The organism is Streptomyces catenulae, assembly GCF_000718015.1.
Taxonomy (GTDB): domain Bacteria; phylum Actinomycetota; class Actinomycetes; order Streptomycetales; family Streptomycetaceae; genus Streptomyces; species Streptomyces catenulae.
Genome location: NZ_JODY01000011.1, coordinates 32,043 through 49,864 on the forward strand (window position 1 = coordinate 32,043; position 17,822 = coordinate 49,864).

Annotated in this window: 14 protein-coding genes; 11 read left to right on the forward strand and 3 right to left on the reverse strand. The window is 72.6% G+C overall.

Translation table 11 applies throughout. The features are described 5' to 3' along the window. Positions 1–255: 255 nt before the first annotated feature. Positions 256–3,279: an excinuclease ABC subunit UvrA gene (uvrA, locus tag IF23_RS0112530; RefSeq protein WP_030282925.1), complete on the forward strand. Its 3,024-nt coding sequence runs from the start codon at positions 256–258 to the stop codon at positions 3,277–3,279. A gap of 144 nt (positions 3,280–3,423) precedes the next feature. Here the strand turns inward: uvrA and IF23_RS0112535 are convergent, their stop codons facing one another. Both IF23_RS0112535 and IF23_RS0112540 read right to left on the reverse strand, forming a co-directional pair. Beyond that, positions 3,424–4,389: a carbohydrate kinase family protein gene (locus IF23_RS0112535; RefSeq protein ID WP_030282927.1), complete on the reverse strand. Its 966-nt coding sequence runs from the start codon at positions 4,387–4,389 to the stop codon at positions 3,424–3,426. Then, the gene (locus IF23_RS0112540; RefSeq protein WP_030282929.1) at positions 4,386–5,483 is read right to left on the reverse strand and encodes a LacI family DNA-binding transcriptional regulator; all 1,098 of its coding nucleotides are present in this window, start codon (positions 5,481–5,483) and stop codon (positions 4,386–4,388) included. Before IF23_RS0112540 ends, IF23_RS0112535 begins: the two co-directional genes overlap by 4 nt. Positions 5,484–5,808: 325 nt before the next feature. Between IF23_RS0112540 and IF23_RS0112545 the strand changes: the two genes are divergently transcribed. After that, positions 5,809–6,816, forward strand: coding sequence for a zinc-dependent alcohol dehydrogenase family protein (locus IF23_RS0112545; protein ID WP_030282931.1), 1,008 nt, complete (start codon positions 5,809–5,811; stop codon positions 6,814–6,816). An 85-nt stretch (positions 6,817–6,901) separates the two neighbouring features. Then, on the forward strand, positions 6,902–7,306 hold the full coding sequence (locus IF23_RS0112550) for a Rieske (2Fe-2S) protein (RefSeq protein ID WP_030282933.1): 405 nt from the start codon (positions 6,902–6,904) through the stop codon (positions 7,304–7,306). A gap of 40 nt (positions 7,307–7,346) precedes the next feature. Here the strand turns inward: IF23_RS0112550 and IF23_RS0112555 are convergent, their stop codons facing one another. After that, on the reverse strand, positions 7,347–8,285 hold the full coding sequence (locus IF23_RS0112555; RefSeq protein WP_030282934.1) for a hypothetical protein: 939 nt from the start codon (positions 8,283–8,285) through the stop codon (positions 7,347–7,349). Between the two features lie 237 nt (positions 8,286–8,522). On the opposite strand from IF23_RS0112555, the gene IF23_RS0112560 reads away from it, so the two are divergent. The 8 genes from IF23_RS0112560 (at position 8,523) to IF23_RS0112595 (ending at position 17,816) form a co-directional block, all read left to right on the forward strand. Next, positions 8,523–9,143, forward strand: a complete 621-nt coding sequence (locus IF23_RS0112560) for a papain-like cysteine protease family protein (protein WP_030282936.1) — start codon at positions 8,523–8,525, stop codon at positions 9,141–9,143. 4 nt (positions 9,144–9,147) lie between these two features. After that, a complete protein-coding gene (locus IF23_RS0112565; protein WP_030282938.1) occupies positions 9,148–9,978 on the forward strand; it encodes a hypothetical protein in 831 nt (276 codons plus the stop codon). A gap of 177 nt (positions 9,979–10,155) precedes the next feature. Further along, the gene (gene uvrC, locus IF23_RS0112570) at positions 10,156–12,240 is read left to right on the forward strand and encodes an excinuclease ABC subunit UvrC (RefSeq protein ID WP_030282940.1); all 2,085 of its coding nucleotides are present in this window, start codon (positions 10,156–10,158) and stop codon (positions 12,238–12,240) included. 68 nt (positions 12,241–12,308) lie between these two features. After that, entirely contained in the window at positions 12,309–13,199 is an 891-nt protein-coding gene (gene rapZ, locus IF23_RS0112575; protein WP_078653941.1) for an RNase adapter RapZ, read from the forward strand. Next, the gene (locus IF23_RS0112580) at positions 13,196–14,251 is read left to right on the forward strand and encodes a gluconeogenesis factor YvcK family protein (protein ID WP_030282944.1); all 1,056 of its coding nucleotides are present in this window, start codon (positions 13,196–13,198) and stop codon (positions 14,249–14,251) included. The genes rapZ and IF23_RS0112580 overlap by 4 nt, the downstream gene beginning before the upstream one ends. Then, entirely contained in the window at positions 14,242–15,231 is a 990-nt protein-coding gene (gene whiA / locus IF23_RS0112585) for a DNA-binding protein WhiA (protein ID WP_030282946.1), read from the forward strand. Before IF23_RS0112580 ends, whiA begins: the two co-directional genes overlap by 10 nt. 228 nt (positions 15,232–15,459) lie before the next feature. Next, complete coding sequence (gene gap, locus IF23_RS0112590) at positions 15,460–16,464, forward strand: type I glyceraldehyde-3-phosphate dehydrogenase (RefSeq protein ID WP_030282948.1); 1,005 nt, start codon at positions 15,460–15,462, stop codon at positions 16,462–16,464. A gap of 140 nt (positions 16,465–16,604) precedes the next feature. Continuing rightward, positions 16,605–17,816, forward strand: coding sequence for a phosphoglycerate kinase (locus IF23_RS0112595; protein ID WP_030282950.1), 1,212 nt, complete (start codon positions 16,605–16,607; stop codon positions 17,814–17,816). The last annotated feature ends 6 nt before the right edge of the window (positions 17,817–17,822 follow it).

Below are 17,822 nucleotides of genomic sequence, written 5' to 3' on the forward strand. Positions count from 1 at the left end.
GGGCGCGGACGGGGCGCGGAGCGCCGGTGATCGGGAAGGATCCGGCGCCGCCACACGTTCGAGTGAAGCAGGGCAACGACGACCGTAATTCGAATGCGCGTGCTATAGGCTCGTGTGTGGCATCACTCAGACAGTGCCGTGGCGGGCCCCATACCCTGGGAAGGGGTTCCGCTCCGCTCCGCCGCCCCTGCTCATCACCGGGCGGCGGACGCGGTACCGCGGCTCCCCGCCCACTCCAGAAAGGTGCCGACCGGCGTGGCCGACCGTCTCATCGTCCGTGGCGCTCGCGAGCACAATCTCCGCAACGTCTCGCTCGACCTCCCCCGCGACTCCCTCATCGTCTTCACGGGGCTCTCCGGGTCGGGCAAGTCCTCGCTCGCCTTCGACACGATCTTCGCCGAGGGGCAGCGGCGCTACGTCGAGTCGCTCTCCTCCTACGCCCGGCAGTTCCTCGGGCAGATGGACAAGCCCGATGTGGACTTCATCGAGGGGCTCTCCCCCGCGGTCTCCATCGACCAGAAGTCGACGTCCCGCAACCCCCGCTCGACGGTCGGCACCATCACCGAGGTCTACGACTACCTCCGCCTCCTCTTCGCCCGCATCGGCAAGCCGCACTGCCCCGAGTGCGGCCGCCCGATCGCCCGGCAGTCGCCCCAGGCCATCGTCGACAAGGTGCTGGAGCTGCCCGAGGGCAGCCGCTTCCAGGTGCTCTCGCCGCTGGTGCGGGAGCGCAAGGGCGAGTTCGTCGACCTCTTCGCCGACCTCCAGACCAAGGGGTACAGCCGCGCCCGGGTCGACGGCGAGACGATCCAGCTGGCCGAGCCGCCGAAGCTGAAGAAGCAGGAGAAGCACACCATCGAGGTGGTCGTCGACCGCCTGACGGTGAAGGAGTCCGCCAAGCGTCGGCTGACCGACTCCGTGGAGACCGCCCTCGGGCTCTCCGGCGGCATGGTCATCCTCGACTTCGTCGACCTGGACGCCGACGACCCGCAGCGCGAGCGGATGTACTCCGAGCACCTCTACTGCGCCTACGACGACCTCTCCTTCGAGGAGCTGGAGCCGCGCTCCTTCTCCTTCAACTCCCCCTTCGGCGCCTGCCCGGACTGCACCGGCATCGGCACGCGGATGGAGGTCGACCCGGAGCTGATCGTCCCCGACGAGGACCGCTCGCTGGACGAGGGCGCCATCCACCCGTGGTCGCACGGCCACACCAAGGAGTACTTCGGCCGCCTGGTCGGCGCCCTCGCCGACGCCCTCGGGTTCCGTACCGACATCCCGTGGGCCGGACTGCCGCAGCGCGCCAAGAAGGCCCTGCTCAACGGCCACCGCACCCAGATCGAGGTCCGCTACCGCAACCGCTACGGCCGCGAGCGTGCCTACACCACGCCGTTCGAGGGCGCCCTGCCGTTCGTCAAGCGGCGCCACAGCGAGGCGGAGAGCGACAGCAGCCGCGAGCGCTTCGAGGGCTACATGCGCGAGGTGCCCTGCCCGACGTGTGAGGGCACCCGGCTGAAGCCGATCGTCCTCGCGGTCACCGTGCAGGGCCGGTCGATCGCCGAGGTCGCGGCCATGTCGATCAGCGACTGCGCCGACTTCCTCCGCGAGATGACGCTCAACGCCCGCGAGAAGAAGATCGCCGAGCGGGTCCTCAAGGAGGTCAACGAGCGGCTGAAGTTCCTGGTCGACGTCGGTCTGGACTACCTCTCGCTCAACCGCGCCGCGGGCACCCTCTCCGGCGGCGAGGCCCAGCGCATCCGGCTCGCCACCCAGATCGGCTCCGGTCTGGTCGGCGTCCTCTACGTCCTCGACGAACCGTCGATCGGCCTCCACCAGCGCGACAACCACCGGCTGATCGAGACGCTGGTGCGGCTGCGCGACATGGGCAACACGCTGATCGTCGTCGAGCACGACGAGGACACCATCAAGGTCGCCGACTGGGTCGTGGACATCGGTCCCGGCGCCGGTGAGCACGGCGGCAAGGTCGTGCACAGCGGCCCCATGAAGGAGCTGCTGGCCAACAAGGAGTCGATCACCGGCCAGTACCTCTCCGGTCGGCGCGCCATCGCGACGCCGGAGATCCGCCGCCCCGTGGACCCCGCCCGGCAGCTGACGGTGCACGGTGCCAAGGAGAACAACCTCCGCGACATCGACGCCGCCTTCCCGCTGGGCGTGCTGACCGCCGTCACCGGGGTCTCCGGCTCCGGCAAGTCCACGCTGGTCAACGACATCCTCTACACCCACCTGGCGCGCGAGCTGAACGGCGCCAAGACGGTGCCCGGGCGGCACACCCGGGTGGACGGCGACGACCTCGTCGACAAGGTGGTCCATGTCGACCAGTCGCCCATCGGCCGTACGCCGCGCTCCAACCCCGCGACGTACACCGGGGTGTTCGACAACATCCGCAAGCTCTTCGCGGAGACGATGGAGGCGAAGGTCCGCGGCTATCTGCCGGGGCGGTTCTCCTTCAACGTCAAGGGCGGCCGCTGCGAGAACTGCTCGGGCGACGGCACCATCAAGATCGAGATGAACTTCCTGCCGGACGTGTACGTGCCGTGCGAGGTCTGCCACGGCGCGCGCTACAACCGCGAGACGCTGGAGGTGCACTACAAGGGCAAGTCCATCGCCGAGGTGCTGGACATGCCCATCGAGGAGGCGCTGACCTTCTTCGAGGCGGTGCCGGCCATCGCCCGGCACCTCCGGACGCTGCACGACGTCGGTCTGGGCTATGTCCGCCTCGGCCAGTCCGCGCCGACCCTCTCCGGCGGTGAGGCGCAGCGCGTCAAGCTGGCCAGCGAACTCCAGAAGCGCTCCACGGGCCGTACGGTCTACGTCCTGGACGAGCCCACCACCGGGCTGCACTTCGACGACATCAGCAAGCTGATCACGGTGCTGTCCGGGCTGGTCGACAAGGGCAACACGGTCATCGTCATCGAGCACAACCTCGACGTGATCAAGACCGCCGACTGGATCGTCGACATGGGTCCCGAGGGCGGCAACGGCGGCGGCATGATCGTCGCCGAGGGCACCCCGGAGCAGATCGCCTCGGTTCCGGCCAGCCACACCGGTAAGTTCCTGCGGGAGATCCTCGGTGACCGGGTCAGCGACGCGGCCACCTCGGGCGCCCCCGCGGCGGCGAAGCCGGTGAAGAAGACGGCGGCCAGGAAGACCGCCGCCAAGGCGACGGCTACCAAGGCGACCGCCAAGAAGACCGCGGCGAAGACCACGGCCAAGAAGACCGCCGCGAAGAAGACGACAGGCAAGGCCCGCCGGGCCTCCTGACGCCCGTCGGCACCCGGGCCGCCGCCCTCGTCCCGCTCCCCGGAGCGGCAGGGGCGGCGGCCCGCCACGTACTCACCGCTCCGGGCGGGCGGGGCGCCACAAGAGGGCGGCGCACGCCCCTCCGGGCCCCGCCCGCCCGACGCGCTACCGCTCCACCTCCGCCGCCCACGGCGGCTCGGCGCCCGCGCGGGCGCAGGTGACGGCGGCCGCCCGGGCCGCGAAGCCGAGGATGTCGCGCCAGCCGTCCGCACCGAGCGCGGCCACCGCAGGGCGGGAGAGCGCGTCATGGGCGTCGAGCCGGTGCAGCAGCGCCGCGTTGACGGTGTCGCCCGCACCGATGGTGTCCACCACCGGGACCCGCACCCCGGGCACCGACACCTCGGAGCCGTCCCGCGTCCACACCGTCAGCCCGTCGGCGCCGCGGGTCAGCACCACCGCGGCGGGCCCGGCTGCCAGCCACTCCCGCACCGCGGACACCACGGACCCGTCGCCGTCCGCGCGGTCCGGCCCGGCGTCCGCGAGCCACCGGGCGTCCTCCTCCGACAGCTTCAGCAGCGTCACATGGGGGAGCCAGGAGCGGAACCGGGCGCGGTAGGCCGCGGGATCCGGGATCAGCCCGGCCCGGATGTTCGGGTCCAGCGCGGTGAACACCCCGCGCCCGGACTCCCGGCGCAGCAGCGTCTCGTACGCCGTCGCGCCCGGCTCCAGCACCAGCGAACAGGTGCCGAAGGAGAGCGCGCGCACCGACGGCGGCAGCGCGCCCGGCACCGTGAAGAGGCGGTCGGCGGTGCCCCCGGCGTAGAAGCCGTAGCCCGCCGAACCGTCCGCGCCGATGTCCGCCACGGCCAGCGTCGTCGGCTCGTCGCCCCGCTGCACCAGCCGGGTGTCCACCCCGGCCGCGTCCAGACCGTCGAGCAGCGCGTTCCCGAACGCGTCCCGGGAGATCCGCGAGCAGAAACCGGCCGTGGCGCCGAGCCGCCCCAGCGCGACGGCGGTGTTGTACGGGCCGCCGCCGCGCCGCGGCAGCAGTGCGGGCAGTCCGTCGCCCGCGGTGCCGTCCCGCGGGCCGGGGACGAGATCGATCAGTGCCTCACCGGCGACAACGATCACGGGGCGTTCCTTCCGTCCACGGGGGAGTTCCTTTCCTCGGTGGCCGGAGCGGTCGGCGGCGCCGCGCCCGGCCGGGCACCGGCGGCGCCACGGGGGAGTTCGGGGCAGCCGCACGAACTGCGGTGCACCAGCGTGCAGGGCAGCCGCAGGGTGCGCGGCGCCCGGTCCGGCTCGGCCAGCCGGTCCAGCAGCAGCCGGACCGCCGCCGCCCCGATCTCACGGCCGGGCTGGGCGACGGCGGTCAGCCGGGGCGTGAACAGATCGGCCCAGGAGAAGTCGTCGAAGCAGGCCAGCGCCACCTCCTCCGGCACCCGCAGACCGCGGTCGCCCAGCGCGCGCAGGGCGCCGATGGTCATCGCGTTGTTGGCGGTGACCAGGGCGGTCGGCGGGCGGTCGGCGGACAGCACCTGATGGGTGGCGGACTCGGCGCCCGCCGCCTCGGAGTTGCCGCCCGCCAACAGCCCGGGGTCGTACGGCAGTGCGCGCGAGCGCAGCGCCGCGCGGTATCCGGCGACGCGTTCGGTGGTGGTGCTCAGCCCGGGCAGTCCGGCGATCAGCCCGATGCGGGTGTGTCCCCGGTCGGCGAGATGTTCGACGAGTTGCCGCATGGGAGCGGTGTTGTCCGCGCACACCTGATCGTGCGCGTCGCCGACCAGCCGGTCCAGGAAGACGGTGGGCACGGCCCGGCGGGTCAGATAGCCGACCATCTCCGACGGCTCCGCGGACGGCGCGACGATCATGCCGTCCACCCGCCGCTCGTGCAGGAGTTGGACGACCTTTCGCTCATGGCCGGGGTCGTCGTGCGGGTCGGCGAGCAGCAGCCCGTACCCCGCCTCCAGCGCGCTCGCCTCGACGCCCCGGAGGATCTCGGTGAAGTACGGGTTGCTGATCGCGGAGACCGCCAGCCCGATCGACCGGGTCCGCGCGGTCACCAGTGAACGGGCCAGGGTGTTGGGGGTGTAGCCGAGGTCGTCGATGGCGCGGAGCACCGCGGCGCGGGTGGCCTCGCGCACCCGGCGGGTGTCGTTGAGGACGTGCGACACCGTGGCGACGGAGACCCCCGCGCGCCGCGCCACGTCCACCATCGTCGTCATCGGGCTCTTCCTTCCGAACGTGCGGCGCCGCGGCCGGATGCCGCGGCGTCCTGGTGCGGTCGGCCCCACGGACCGGAGGGGCGCGCGGCCGGACCCCGGGCGCCCCGTAGGGGCCGACCCGTACGGGCTCCGGTCCGGAGCCGGGCGCCGCGCAACTCCCGGGCGTACGCCGGGGAACCGGGGCGGGCGGCCACCGGGGACGGGGGCCGTGCGCCCGCCCACCGTAGCCGTCCCCGGCCGTGCGCGTAAACGCTTGCGCAAGCGTTTACGCGCGGGCTACCTTCCGGGGGCAGCGAACCCCGCACGACGTCGTGAGGAGGCGCCGATGCGCGCTCTTGTGGTCACCGAACCGGGCACCCCCGACGGCTTCGTCGTCACCGAGGTGCCCGATCCCCGCCCCGGGGCCGGTGAGGTGCTGGTGCGCGTCGCGTCCTGCGGGCTGTGCGGTACGGACATGCACCTGCTCGACGGGGAACTGCCCGCCGCGCGCTACCCGTTGATCCCCGGGCACGAACTGACCGGCGAGGTCGTCGCCCTGGGCGCCGGGGTGAGCGCCCCGGCCGTCGGCACCCGGGTCGCGGTGGACCCCAACATGCCGTGCGGCACCTGCCACTACTGCCGGATCGGCCGCGGCAACCTCTGCGCCGACTACCGCGCGGTCGGCGTCACCCGGGACGGCGGCTTCGCCGAACTCGTCGCCGTCCCCGCGAGCTGCGCGTACCCGCTGCCGGACGGGCTCTCGGCGGCCGCCGCCGGGCTCGTCGAACCGCTCTCCTGCGCGGTCCACGGCCTCCACCGGCTGCCCCGCCGCCCCGGGGAGCACTACCTGATCTACGGCGCGGGCACGATGGGCCTGATGATGGCCGCGCTCGTCCGGACCGCCGGTGCGGCGTCGGTGTCGGTGGTGGACCTCAACGCGGACCGGCTGGCCTTCGCCGAGTCGTTCGGCGTCGACGCCGCGGTGGCCGACGCGGACGCCCTGGGGCGCGCGCCCGGCTTCGAGGTGGTGATCGACGCCACCGGGGTCGTCGCGGCCATCGAGGACGGTCTTGGCCGGGTGCGGCGCGGCGGCACGTTCCTCCAGTTCGGCGTGGCCGACCCGGCCCGCACCGCGTCGTTCTCGCCGTACCGCGTCTACCACCACGAGATCGACATCCTCGGCTCGATGGCGGTCCACCACAGCTTCGGGCCCGCCATCGACGTGCTCGCCGCCGGGCTGGACCTCGACCCGCTGGTCAGCGACGTCCTGCCGCTCGACGACGCCGCCGAGGCGGTCCGCCGCTTCCGCGCGGGCACCTGCCGCAAGATCCAACTGGCGCCCGGGACCGTCTGACGCGGCCCGGCGGGGGACGCCGCGGAGCTGCCGGTAAGGTCGGGCTTCGGTAGACATCGCCCCCTGTGAACCCTCTGGAGCAGCCATGAGCCAGTCACCCGCCCGCCGAACCGTTCTGCGTGGCGCCGCGCTGGTGGGCGCCGCGGGCTTCGGGGTGGCGGCGTGCTCCGGCGCCAAGAAGGACGACGGTCTGCCCACCGAGCCGGTCGAGCTGGGGGCCGCCGCCGAGGTCCCGGTGGGCGGCGCGAAGCTCTACCGCGAGGACCGGCTGGTCGTCTCGCAGCCCGCCAAGGGCACGTTCAAGTGCTTCAGCGCCCGCTGCACCCACGCCGGGTGCGTGCTCACCGGGGTGACGAAGGAGGAGGGTGACTGCTCCTGCCACGGCAGCCGCTTCGACGTCACCAACGGCCAGGTGATCCAGGGACCGGCCACCGAGCCGCTGCCGGAGGTCCCGGTCAAGAACAAGGGCGGCAAGCTGATCGCCGGCTGAGACGGGCACCAAACGCGGCGCCTCCGCAGGCCCCGCCCCGTCACCCCCAGTCCCACACGATCCCCACGATCCCGGGCCGTACGCCCTGCTCCACCAGGTGGACGGCGCGGTGGCGGCCGCTCAGCGTCAGCTCCTGGCGACCACCGCGCGGGGCGCCCGCCGACGACTGGGTGAAGCGGCGGCACCGCACCGGGAGCGCCGTCTCGTCGAAGCGCACCTGGAGGACGTACTGCCCGCCGGTGAAGCGGAAGCCGCGGAAGTACTCGGCACTGGGGCCGCCGGTGCCGTCCTCGAAGGCGTAGCCGAAGACATGGGTGTCCCCGGCGCGCAGCCGGGTGTCGAACAGCAACTCCGCGACCACCACCCCGGCCGCCGCGTCGCCGCGCACCCGGCCCAGACGGCAGTTCTCCGCCGCCCGGACCGTCACCCGGGACGGATCGCAGCCCACGTCACCGCGGTGGATGGCCACATAGCGGTCCACCCCGTCCCGGTGCGCCCGGACCACCTGGACCGATTCGCGGGCGCTCAGCTCCCGCTCCGCGCCGATCCGCACCCGCTCGTGGTGGCCCACGGTGTGCAGCCCGTCGTCGGCGGGCGTCTCCAGCTCGGCGAAGAGTTGCTGGAGCGCGTCGGCGGGCTCCACCAGCGTCCGGTACGAGCGCGCCGACGGGCGGTCGCCGTCCGGCCGGGCGCCGCCCTCCGGCACCAGCAGCCGGTGCAGCGACCGCTCCGGCAGCTCCAGCACCTCCTCCAGCGCCCGCACCGCCCGGAGCGACTCGGGGCGCTGCGGGCGCCGCGCGCCCTGCTGCCAGTAGCTGAGGCTCGTCACCCCCACCTTGATGCCGCGCTGCGCGAGCTTGTGCTGCACCCGGTTGAGCGCCAGACCGCGGACGCTCAGCGCACTGCGCAGCGCCAGGTGGAAGGGGCCGGTCTTCAGCAGTTGCGCCAGCTCGGCCGCCTCGGGAGTGTTCCGTGCCATCTCTCAACCTCCGGCGCGCGGGTGAACGTTCACTACCGGATCGCACGGCGCGCGCCCTGCCCGTGAACTCACTGCAGTACGCCGGGCACCGGTCGTTCACATCCGGGCCCGTTCGTCCACACCCCCATGTCACCCCGCATTGAAGCGTGTTGACCTGCCTGCGACAACACCCGATGCTCCTTCGCAGCATCCGGATGCGCTCCTCCACACCCCACCGCCCCGTTCGGGAGGAACGCCATGCCCCGTCCCCGCACCGTACGCCGCAGACGGCCGGTGGCCGCCGCACTCGCCGCCGCCGCGCTGACCTTCCTGCCCGTGGCCTCCGCCACCGCGGCGCCCGCCACACCCCGCACACCCGCCGCAGCCACCCCGCGCGCCACCGCGAACAGCCTGGACATCGCCATGCAGGCCCAGGAGAACAGCAACTGGTGCTGGGCCGGCTCCGGCAACACCATCGCCGCCTGGTACGGCCGCGACTACAGCCAGAACCAGTTCTGCAACGCCGCCTTCGGGCGCCCCCAGAACACCGACTGCCCCAACGACCAGGCCACCTTGGGCAACGTCCAGAACGCCTTCCGGTGGATGGGCCTCAACCCCGGCTCGTACGTCAGCGGCTACCTCGCCTACGCCACCGTCCGCGGCGAGATCGACGCCCGGCGCCCCGTGGAGACCCGCATCCAGTGGGCGTCCGGCGGCGGCCACATGCATGTGCTCTACGGGTACGACGCCGATCGGGGCTGGGTGCGCTGGGGCGATCCCTGGCCGTCCAACAATCGCTACAACTGGGGTGATTACAGCTACTACGTCAACGGAAACGACTTCTCCTGGACCCACTCCCTCTACCGGACAGGAGCCTGAGGCCATGACACGGCGCCTCGCCGTCCGGGCCGCCGCCCTCGGCGCCCTCACCACCTCGCTCATCGGCCTCGCCGCCCAGAGCGCCTCGGCCGCATCCCACCCCGCGGCCCCCGCGCCGCCGCCTCGCGCGAGCGTCGCCGCGGCCCACCGCGCCGCCGCCGCGCCCGGCACGCTCGCCACCCTCGCCCGCTTCTTCGCCCACGACGGCACGCTGACCCCGGCGCAGGCCGCCCCGCGCGTCGACGGCGCCACCGTCCCCGTCTACGGGCTCTCCCCGGACTTCGTCCGCAAGGTCCCCGGCGCCCCGGTGGCCCGGCTGGAGACCCTCGCCACCAGGGCGGTCGCCTCCGACGGGCGCACCGCCTCGGTGTGGACGGTGCGCCAGGGCGACTCCTGGAAGGTCGTCAACATCGCCACCGGCGACGACGAGACCCGCGCCGCGGCCGCCGGGTCCCGCCTCGCCGCCGGGGGCACCGTCTTCCACGAACCGCAGATCAACGCCTGGTACGTCCAGCAGGGCGACCGCATCCGGCCGCTCGACGCCGAGGCGCGCAAGGCGGTCGGCCCCACCGGCACCACCGTCGCCGCCTACCAGGAACGCGTCGCGCAGGCGTACGGCGACAAGCTCCCCGGCTCCGCCTACGACCGGCGCGGTGAGGCCGGCGGCTACGGCGGCCCCGCCGCGGAGCGGTCCGCGGTCCCCGGAGCCCGCCCCGTCGCCACGGCCGACGGCGGCATCCCGGTGGCCGCCGCCTCGGCCGTCGCCGGTGCCGCCGCCCTGGTCGCCCTGGGGCTGACCGGCACCACCGCGGTCCGCCGCCTGCGCCGCCGCTGACCGGGCGGCCCGCCGTCCGCCTCCCCGCGGCGGGCGGGCCGCCCCGCACCGGCAGAGGGGGCCGCGGACCGGAACCACCGGGTCCGCGGCCCCCGCTCCCGGCCCCGGCCACCGCGGGCCGTCCCGCCCCCGCCGCGGGCCCGCGGATTGTCGGTGGCGGTCAGTAGGGTGGTGGTCATGGCAGACCCCAGCAGCTACCGACCCAAGCCGGGACAGATCCCCGACTCGCCGGGGGTCTATAAATTCCGCGACGACCACGGCCGTGTCATCTACGTCGGCAAGGCCAAGAGCCTGCGCCAGCGCCTGGCCAACTACTTCCAGGACCTGGCCGGTCTCCACCCCCGCACCCGCACGATGGTCACCACCGCCGCCTCCGTGGAGTGGACCGTCGTCTCCACCGAGGTCGAGGCGCTCCAGCTCGAATACAGCTGGATCAAGGAATTCGACCCGCGTTTCAACGTCAAGTACCGCGACGACAAGAGCTATCCGTATCTCGCGGTCACCCTGGGCGAGGAGTTCCCCCGCGTCCAGGTGATGCGCGGCGCCAAGAAGAAGGGCGTCCGCTACTTCGGCCCCTACGGCCACGCCTGGGCGATCCGCGAGACCGTCGATCTGATGCTCCGCGTCTTCCCCGTCCGAACCTGCTCCGCGGGCGTCTTCAAGCGCTCCGCGCAGATCGGCCGCCCCTGCCTGCTCGGCTACATCGGCAAGTGCTCGGCGCCGTGCGTCGGCCGGATCTCCCCCGAGGAGCACCACGAACTCGCCGAGGACTTCTGCGACTTCATGGCCGGACGCACCGGCGCCTACCTCCGCCGCCTGGAGCGCGCCATGCAGGACGCCGCCGAGGAGATGGAGTACGAGCGCGCCGCCCGCCTGCGGGACGACATAGGGGCGCTCCGGCGGGCCATGGAGAAGAGCGCCGTCGTCCTCGCCGACGCCACCGACGCCGACCTCATCGCCGTCGCCGAGGACGAACTGGAGGCCGCCGTCCAGATCTTCCACGTCCGCGGCGGCCGGGTCCGCGGCCAGCGCGGCTGGGTCACCGACAAGGTCGAGGCCGTCACCACCGCCGGTCTCGTCGAACACGCCCTCCAGCAGCTCTACGGCGAGGAGCGCGGCGACGCGGTCCCCAAGGAGGTGCTGGTCCCCGCGCTGCCCGAGCCCGTCGAGCCCGTTCAGCAGTGGCTCTCCGAGCGCCGCGGCTCCCAGGTCTCACTGCGCATCCCGCAGCGCGGCGACAAGAAGGACCTGATGGCCACCGTCGGCCGCAACGCCCAGCAGGCGCTGGCGCTCCACAAGACCAGGCGCGCCTCCGACCTGACCACCCGCTCCCGCGCCCTGGAGGAGATCGCCGAGGCCCTCGGCCTGGACGCGGTGCCGCTGCGCATCGAGTGCTTCGACATCTCCCACCTCCAGGGCGAGGACGTCGTCGCGTCCATGGTGGTCTTCGAGGACGGGCTCGCCCGCAAGAGCGAGTACCGCCGCTTCCAGATCAAGGGCTTCGAGGGCCAGGACGACGTCCGCTCCATGCACGAGGTCATCGGCCGCCGCTTCCGCCGCTACCTCCAGGAGAAGCAGAAGTCGGGGGAGTGGACGGAGGAGCCCCCCGCCCCCGAGGAGGGCAACGGCGAGGCCGGTGCCGCCGAGCGCGCCGAGGCCGCGTCCCCGGAGCCGGACCCGATGGCCGGGCGCCCCACGGACGAGGAGGGCCGCCCCAAGCGGTTCGCCTACCCGCCGCAGCTCGTCGTCGTCGACGGCGGCGCCCCGCAGGTCGCCGCCGCCCGCCGCGCCCTGGACGAGCTGGGCATCGACGACGTCGCCGTCTGCGGTCTGGCCAAGCGCCTGGAGGAGGTCTGGCTGCCCGAGGAGGACGACCCGGTCGTCCTGCCCCGCTCCAGCGAGGGCCTCTACCTCCTCCAGCGCGTCCGAGACGAGGCCCACCGCTTCGCCATCCGCTACCAGCGCACCAAGCGCGGCAAACGGCTGAAGTCCTCGCCGCTGGACGCGGTCGCCGGACTGGGCGAGAGCCGCCGTCAGGCGCTGCTCAAGCACTTCGGCTCGCTCAAGAAGCTCCGGGCGGCCACGGTCGAGGAGCTGTGCGAGGTCCCCGGCGTCGGCCGGAAGACCGCCGAGTCGGTGCTCGCCTCCCTCGCCGGTGCGACACCCGCCGGACCCGCGGTGAACACCGCCACAGGAGAGATCATTGAGGATGACGGGGCCGCTCCGGCCACGTCGTCGCCGGAACGGGGGCGGGACGCATGAGCACACCGCACAACACGCACGAAACCGAGACATCCGAGAAAGACGGTGCACAGGTGAGTACGGGCACGATGCGCGAGTCCGACCAGGGAGAGAGCGCCGCCATCCCCGAGCTGGTGATCATCTCCGGCATGTCCGGCGCCGGCCGCTCCACCGCGGCCAAATGCCTGGAGGACCTCGGCTGGTTCGTCGTCGACAACATTCCGCCCGAGCTGATCCCCCCGATGGTCGACCTCGGCGCCCGCTCCCAGGGGAACGTCGCCAAGATCGCCGTCGTCGTCGACGTCCGCGGTCGCCGCTTCTTCGACAACCTCAAGGAATCCCTCGCCACGCTCGACGCCCAGAACGTCAAGCGCCGCATCGTGTTCCTGGAATCCTCCGACGAGGCGCTGGTCCGCCGCTTCGAGTCGGTCCGCCGCCCGCACCCCCTCCAGGGCGACGGCCGGATCGTCGACGGCATCGCCGCCGAGCGCGACCTGCTGCGCGAACTGCGCGGCGACGCCGACCTGGTGATCGACACCTCCAGCCTCAACGTCCACGAGCTGCGCGCCAAGATGGACGCCCAGTTCGCGGGCGAGGAGGTGCCCGAGCTGCGCGCCACGGTCATGTCCTTCGGCTTCAAGTACGGCCTGCCCGTCGACGCCGACATGGTCATCGACTGCCGCTTCATCCCCAACCCGCACTGGGTCCCCGAGCTGCGCCCCTTCACCGGTCTGAGCGAAGAGGTCTCCGACTACGTCTTCGACCAGCCCGGCACCAAGGAGTTCCTGGACGGCTACGCCGACCTGCTCCGCATCGTCGCCGAGGGCTACCGCCGCGAGGGCAAGCGCTACGTCACCATCGCCGTCGGCTGCACGGGCGGCAAGCACCGCTCCGTCGCCATGTCCGAGAAGCTCGCCCGGCGTCTCGTGGCCGAAGGGGTGGAAACCGTCACCGTCCACCGCGACATGGGGCGCGAATGACCGGCCGCGCCCTGCGGCTGCGCCGGGTCCGCAAACTGGTCCCCGGCGCCCGCCCGCACAAGGGCACCCCCAAGGTGGTGGCGCTCGGCGGCGGCATGGGGCTCTCCGCGTCGCTGGCCGCGCTGCGCCGGATCACCGGCGATCTGACCGCCGTCGTCACCGTCGCCGACGACGGCGGCTCCAGCGGCCGCCTCCGCGACGAGCTGGGCGTACTGCCCCCCGGCGACCTGCGCAAGGCGCTGGCCGCGCTCTGCGGGGACGACGACTGGGGCCAGACCTGGGCCCGCGTCATCCAGCACCGCTTCCAGAGCGGCGGCGAGCTGCACGACCACGCCGTCGGCAACCTCCTCATCGTCGCCCTGTGGGAGCAGCTGGGCGATCACGTCCAGGCGCTCGACCTGGTCGGCAAGCTGCTCGGCGCGCACGGCCGGGTGCTGCCCATGTCGGCGGTCCCCCTGGAGCTGCAGGCCCAGGTCCGCGGCCACGACGAGGCGCGCCCGGAGGAGGTCACGACCGTCCGTGGACAGGCCACCGTCGCGCTCACCCGCGGCGAGGTGCAGTCCGTCCATGTCGTCCCGGAGGCCCCGCCGGCCGTCCCGGAGGTGGTCGCGGCGGTCCGCGACGCCGACTGGGTGGTGCTCGGTCCCGGCTCGTGGTTCTCCTCCGTGATCCCGCATCTGCTGGTGCCGGAGCTGCGCGAGGCGCTGGAGGAGACCAAGGCGCGCAAGGTCCTCTCGCTCAACCTCGCACCGCAACCCGGTGAAACCGATGGCTTCTCCCCGCAGCGTCATTTGGAGGTTTTGGCCCGACACGCCCCTAAACTCGCCTTCGACGTGGTGCTGGCCGATCGGGACGCCGTGCCCGACATCGAGGGTCTGACGGCTGCCGCCAAGCAGCTCGTCGGCAGCGAGGTCGAGCTGGCTGCGGTCGCCGCCCGGGGCGATGCCGCCCGCCCGGCGGGCGGCGCCCCCGACAGGCACGACCCCGAGCTGCTGGCCGCCGCGTACGACCGTATTTTTCGGATGCATGGAAGGATCGGCCCATGGCGATGACGGCAGCGGTGAAGGATGAAATCTCCCGGCTCCCCGTCACCCGGACCTGCTGCCGGAAGTCGGAGGTCTCGTCGATCCTGCGGTTCGCGGGCGGTCTGCACCTGGTGAGCGGCCGCATCGTGATCGAGGCGGAGCTGGACACGGGCATCGCGGCCCGGCGGCTCCGCAAGGACATTCTGGAGATCTTCGGCCACTCCTCCGACCTGGTGGTGATGGCCCCCGGCGGACTGCGGCGCGGCAGCCGGTACGTCGTACGGGTGGTGGCGGGCGGTGACCAGCTGGCCCGCCAGACCGGCCTGGTCGACGGCCGCGGCCGCCCGATCCGCGGGCTGCCCCCGCAGGTGGTGTCCGGTGCGACCTGCGACGCCGAGGCGGCCTGGCGCGGCGCCTTCCTCGCCCACGGTTCGCTGACCGAGCCGGGCCGCTCCTCCTCACTGGAGGTCACCTGCCCCGGTCCGGAGGCGGCGCTCGCCCTGGTCGGCGCGGCCCGGCGGCTCGGCATCGGCGCCAAGGCCCGCGAGGTCCGCGGGGTGGACCGCGTCGTCGTCCGCGACGGTGACGCGATCGGTGCCCTGCTGACCCGGCTCGGCGCCCATGAGTCGGTGCTGGCCTGGGAGGAGCGGCGGATGCGCCGCGAGGTGCGGGCCACCGCCAACCGCCTCGCCAACTTCGACGACGCCAACCTCCGCCGCTCGGCCCGCGCCGCGGTCGCCGCCGGTGCCCGGGTCCAGCGGGCCCTGGAGATCCTCGGCGAGGAGGTCCCCGAGCACCTCGCGGCGGCCGGGCGGCTGCGGATGGAGCACAAGCAGGCGTCCCTGGAGGAGCTGGGCGCGCTCGCCGACCCGCCGCTCACCAAGGACGCGGTGGCCGGTCGGATCCGCCGTCTGCTGGCGATGGCCGACAAGCGCGCACAGGACCTCGGCATCCCCGGCACCGAGTCGAATCTCACCGAGGAGCTGGCCGACGGGATGGTCGGCTGACCTCGTCACAAAACCCGCATAACCCTGCTCCGTCGCAGGTCATAGGTGGTACGCCCCCGGTTTCCGAGAGGATGCCGGGGGCGTTTTGCCGCCGCTCGTGAGTGTGGGGTGGCGGCCGATGTCAATGTCACGTATGTCTCGCATTGGGGGTAGGGTCGAAGTCGGTCGGGGACATCCCATACAGCTCGCCGGTATCGCTGCCGGCGCACCAACGAGGAGATCGGTTTCGTGACGATCCGCGTAGGCATCAACGGATTCGGCCGCATTGGTCGCAACTACTTCCGCGCGCTCCTGGAGCAGGGCGCGGACATCGAGATCGTCGGTGTCAACGACCTGACCGACAACGCCACCCTGGTCCACCTGCTGAAGTACGACACCATCCTGGGCCGTCTCAAGCAGGACGTCAGCCACACCGACGACACGATCACGGTCGGCAACCAGACGTTCAAGACCATGGCGGAGCGCGACCCCGCCAACCTCCCGTGGGCCGAGCTGGGCGCCGACATCGTCGTCGAGTCCACCGGCATCTTCACCAAGCGCGCCGACGCCGCCAAGCACCTCGCCGCCGGTGCCAAGAAGGTCCTGATCTCCGCGCCCGCCAAGGACGAGGACATCACCGTCGTCATGGGCGTCAACCAGGACCAGTACGACCCGGCGAAGCACGACGTCATCTCCAACGCCTCCTGCACCACCAACTGTGTGGCGCCGATGGCCAAGGTTCTCCTGGAGAACTTCGGCATCGTCAAGGGCATGATGACGACGGTCCACGCCTACACCAACGACCAGCGCATCCTGGACTTCCCGCACAAGGACCTGCGCCGCGCCCGCGCCGCCGCGGAGAACATCATCCCCACCACCACCGGTGCCGCGAAGGCCACCGCGCTGGTGATCCCGGAGCTGGCGGGCAAGCTGGACGGCATCGCCATGCGCGTGCCGGTCCCCACCGGCTCCGTCACCGACCTCGTCATCGAGCTGGAGCGCGAGGTCACCAAGGACGAGGTCAACGGCGCCTTCCAGAAGGCGGCCGAGGGGCAGCTCAAGGGCATCCTGGAGTACACCGAGGACGCCATCGTCTCCTCGGACATCGTCAACTGGCCGGCGTCCTGCACCTTCGACTCCTCCCTGACCATGGTCCAGGGCAAGAGCGTCAAGGTCATCGGCTGGTACGACAACGAGTGGGGCTACTCCAACCGCCTGGTGGACCTGACCACCTTCGTCGGCGGTCAGCTCTGATCTCCACCGGCTGAGCCGGCGGGTGCCCCGTACCACGGGCGCCCACGCACCGAGATGTACGGTCGGGGCTCGTACGACGCGACGACGCGTCGTACGAGCCCCGAGCCATGGCTGATCTGATGCAACGGAGTCATTCCTCAATGAAGACGATCGACGAACTCATCGCCGACGGGGTCGGGGGCAAGCGGGTGTTCGTCCGCGCCGACCTGAACGTGCCGCTCGACGGCGCGACCATCACCGACGACGGCCGGATCCGCGCCGTCCAGCCGACGATCGCCAAGCTCGCCCAGAACGGCGCCAAGGTCATCGTCGCCTCCCACCTGGGCCGTCCCAAGGGCGCCCCGGACCCGGCCTTCTCGCTCGCCCCCGCCGCCGCCCGCCTCAGCGAGCTGCTGGGCCGCGATGTCGCCTTCGCCGCCGACACCGTCGGCGACTCCGCCCGCGCCACCGTCGCCGCGCTGGGCGACGGAGAGGTCGCCGTGCTGGAGAACCTCCGCTTCAACCCCGGCGAGACCAGCAAGGACGACGCCGAGCGCGGCGCCTTCGCCGATGAGCTGGCGCAGCTGGCCGACCTCTACGTCGGCGACGGCTTCGGCGCCGTGCACCGCAAGCACGCCTCCGTCTACGACCTCCCCGCGCGCCTCCCGCACGCCGCGGGTGACCTGATCGCCACCGAGGTCGCCGTCCTCAAGCGCCTCACCGAGGACGTCGCGCGCCCCTACGCCGTGGTGCTCGGCGGCGCGAAGGTCTCCGACAAGCTCGGCGTCATCGACCACCTGCTGGAGCGCGCCGACCGCATCCTCATCGGCGGCGGCATGGCGTACACCTTCCTCGCCGCCCAGGGGCACGAGGTCGGCATCTCGCTGCTGCAGAAGGACCAGATCCCGGCCGTCCAGGGCTACCTGGAGCGGGCCGCGGCCAAGGGCGTGGAGTTCGTGCTCCCCGTCGACGTGCTGGTCTCCGCGGACTTCCCGGACCTCAAGACCAAGGCCCCGGCCCACCCGGACACGGTTGCCGCCGACGCCATCCCCGCGGACAAGGAGGGCCTGGACATCGGCCCCGAGACCCGCAAGCTGTACGCCTCGAAGCTCGCCGACGCGGCCACCATCTTCTGGAACGGCCCGATGGGCGTCTTCGAACACCCCGATTACGCGGGCGGCACCAAGGCCGTCGCGCAGGGGCTGCTGGACTCGTCCGCCTTCACGGTCGTCGGTGGTGGCGACAGCGCCGCCGCGGTCCGTCAGCTGGGCTTCGACGAGAATGCTTTTGGCCACATTTCGACCGGCGGCGGCGCCAGCCTCGAATACCTCGAAGGCAAGACGCTCCCCGGCCTCGCCGCTCTGGAGGACTGAACCACC

Excerpts from the sequence above, each read along its gene's own strand:
- IF23_RS0112540 (WP_030282929.1), bottom strand. The coding sequence starts at position 5,483 with ATGACGACGATGGTGGACGTGGCGCGGCGCGCGGGGGTCTCCGTCGCC.
- IF23_RS0112545 (WP_030282931.1), top strand. The coding sequence starts at position 5,809 with ATGCGCGCTCTTGTGGTCACCGAACCGGGCACCCCCGACGGCTTCGTC.
- IF23_RS0112550 (WP_030282933.1), top strand. The coding sequence starts at position 6,902 with ATGAGCCAGTCACCCGCCCGCCGAACCGTTCTGCGTGGCGCCGCGCTG.
- IF23_RS0112555 (WP_030282934.1), bottom strand. The coding sequence starts at position 8,285 with ATGGCACGGAACACTCCCGAGGCGGCCGAGCTGGCGCAACTGCTGAAG.
- IF23_RS0112560 (WP_030282936.1), top strand. The coding sequence starts at position 8,523 with ATGCCCCGTCCCCGCACCGTACGCCGCAGACGGCCGGTGGCCGCCGCA.
- IF23_RS0112565 (WP_030282938.1), top strand. The coding sequence starts at position 9,148 with ATGACACGGCGCCTCGCCGTCCGGGCCGCCGCCCTCGGCGCCCTCACC.
- uvrC (WP_030282940.1), top strand. The coding sequence starts at position 10,156 with ATGGCAGACCCCAGCAGCTACCGACCCAAGCCGGGACAGATCCCCGAC.
- rapZ (WP_078653941.1), top strand. The coding sequence starts at position 12,309 with ATGCGCGAGTCCGACCAGGGAGAGAGCGCCGCCATCCCCGAGCTGGTG.
- IF23_RS0112580 (WP_030282944.1), top strand. The coding sequence starts at position 13,196 with ATGACCGGCCGCGCCCTGCGGCTGCGCCGGGTCCGCAAACTGGTCCCC.
- whiA (WP_030282946.1), top strand. The coding sequence starts at position 14,242 with ATGGCGATGACGGCAGCGGTGAAGGATGAAATCTCCCGGCTCCCCGTC.
- IF23_RS0112595 (WP_030282950.1), top strand. The coding sequence starts at position 16,605 with ATGAAGACGATCGACGAACTCATCGCCGACGGGGTCGGGGGCAAGCGG.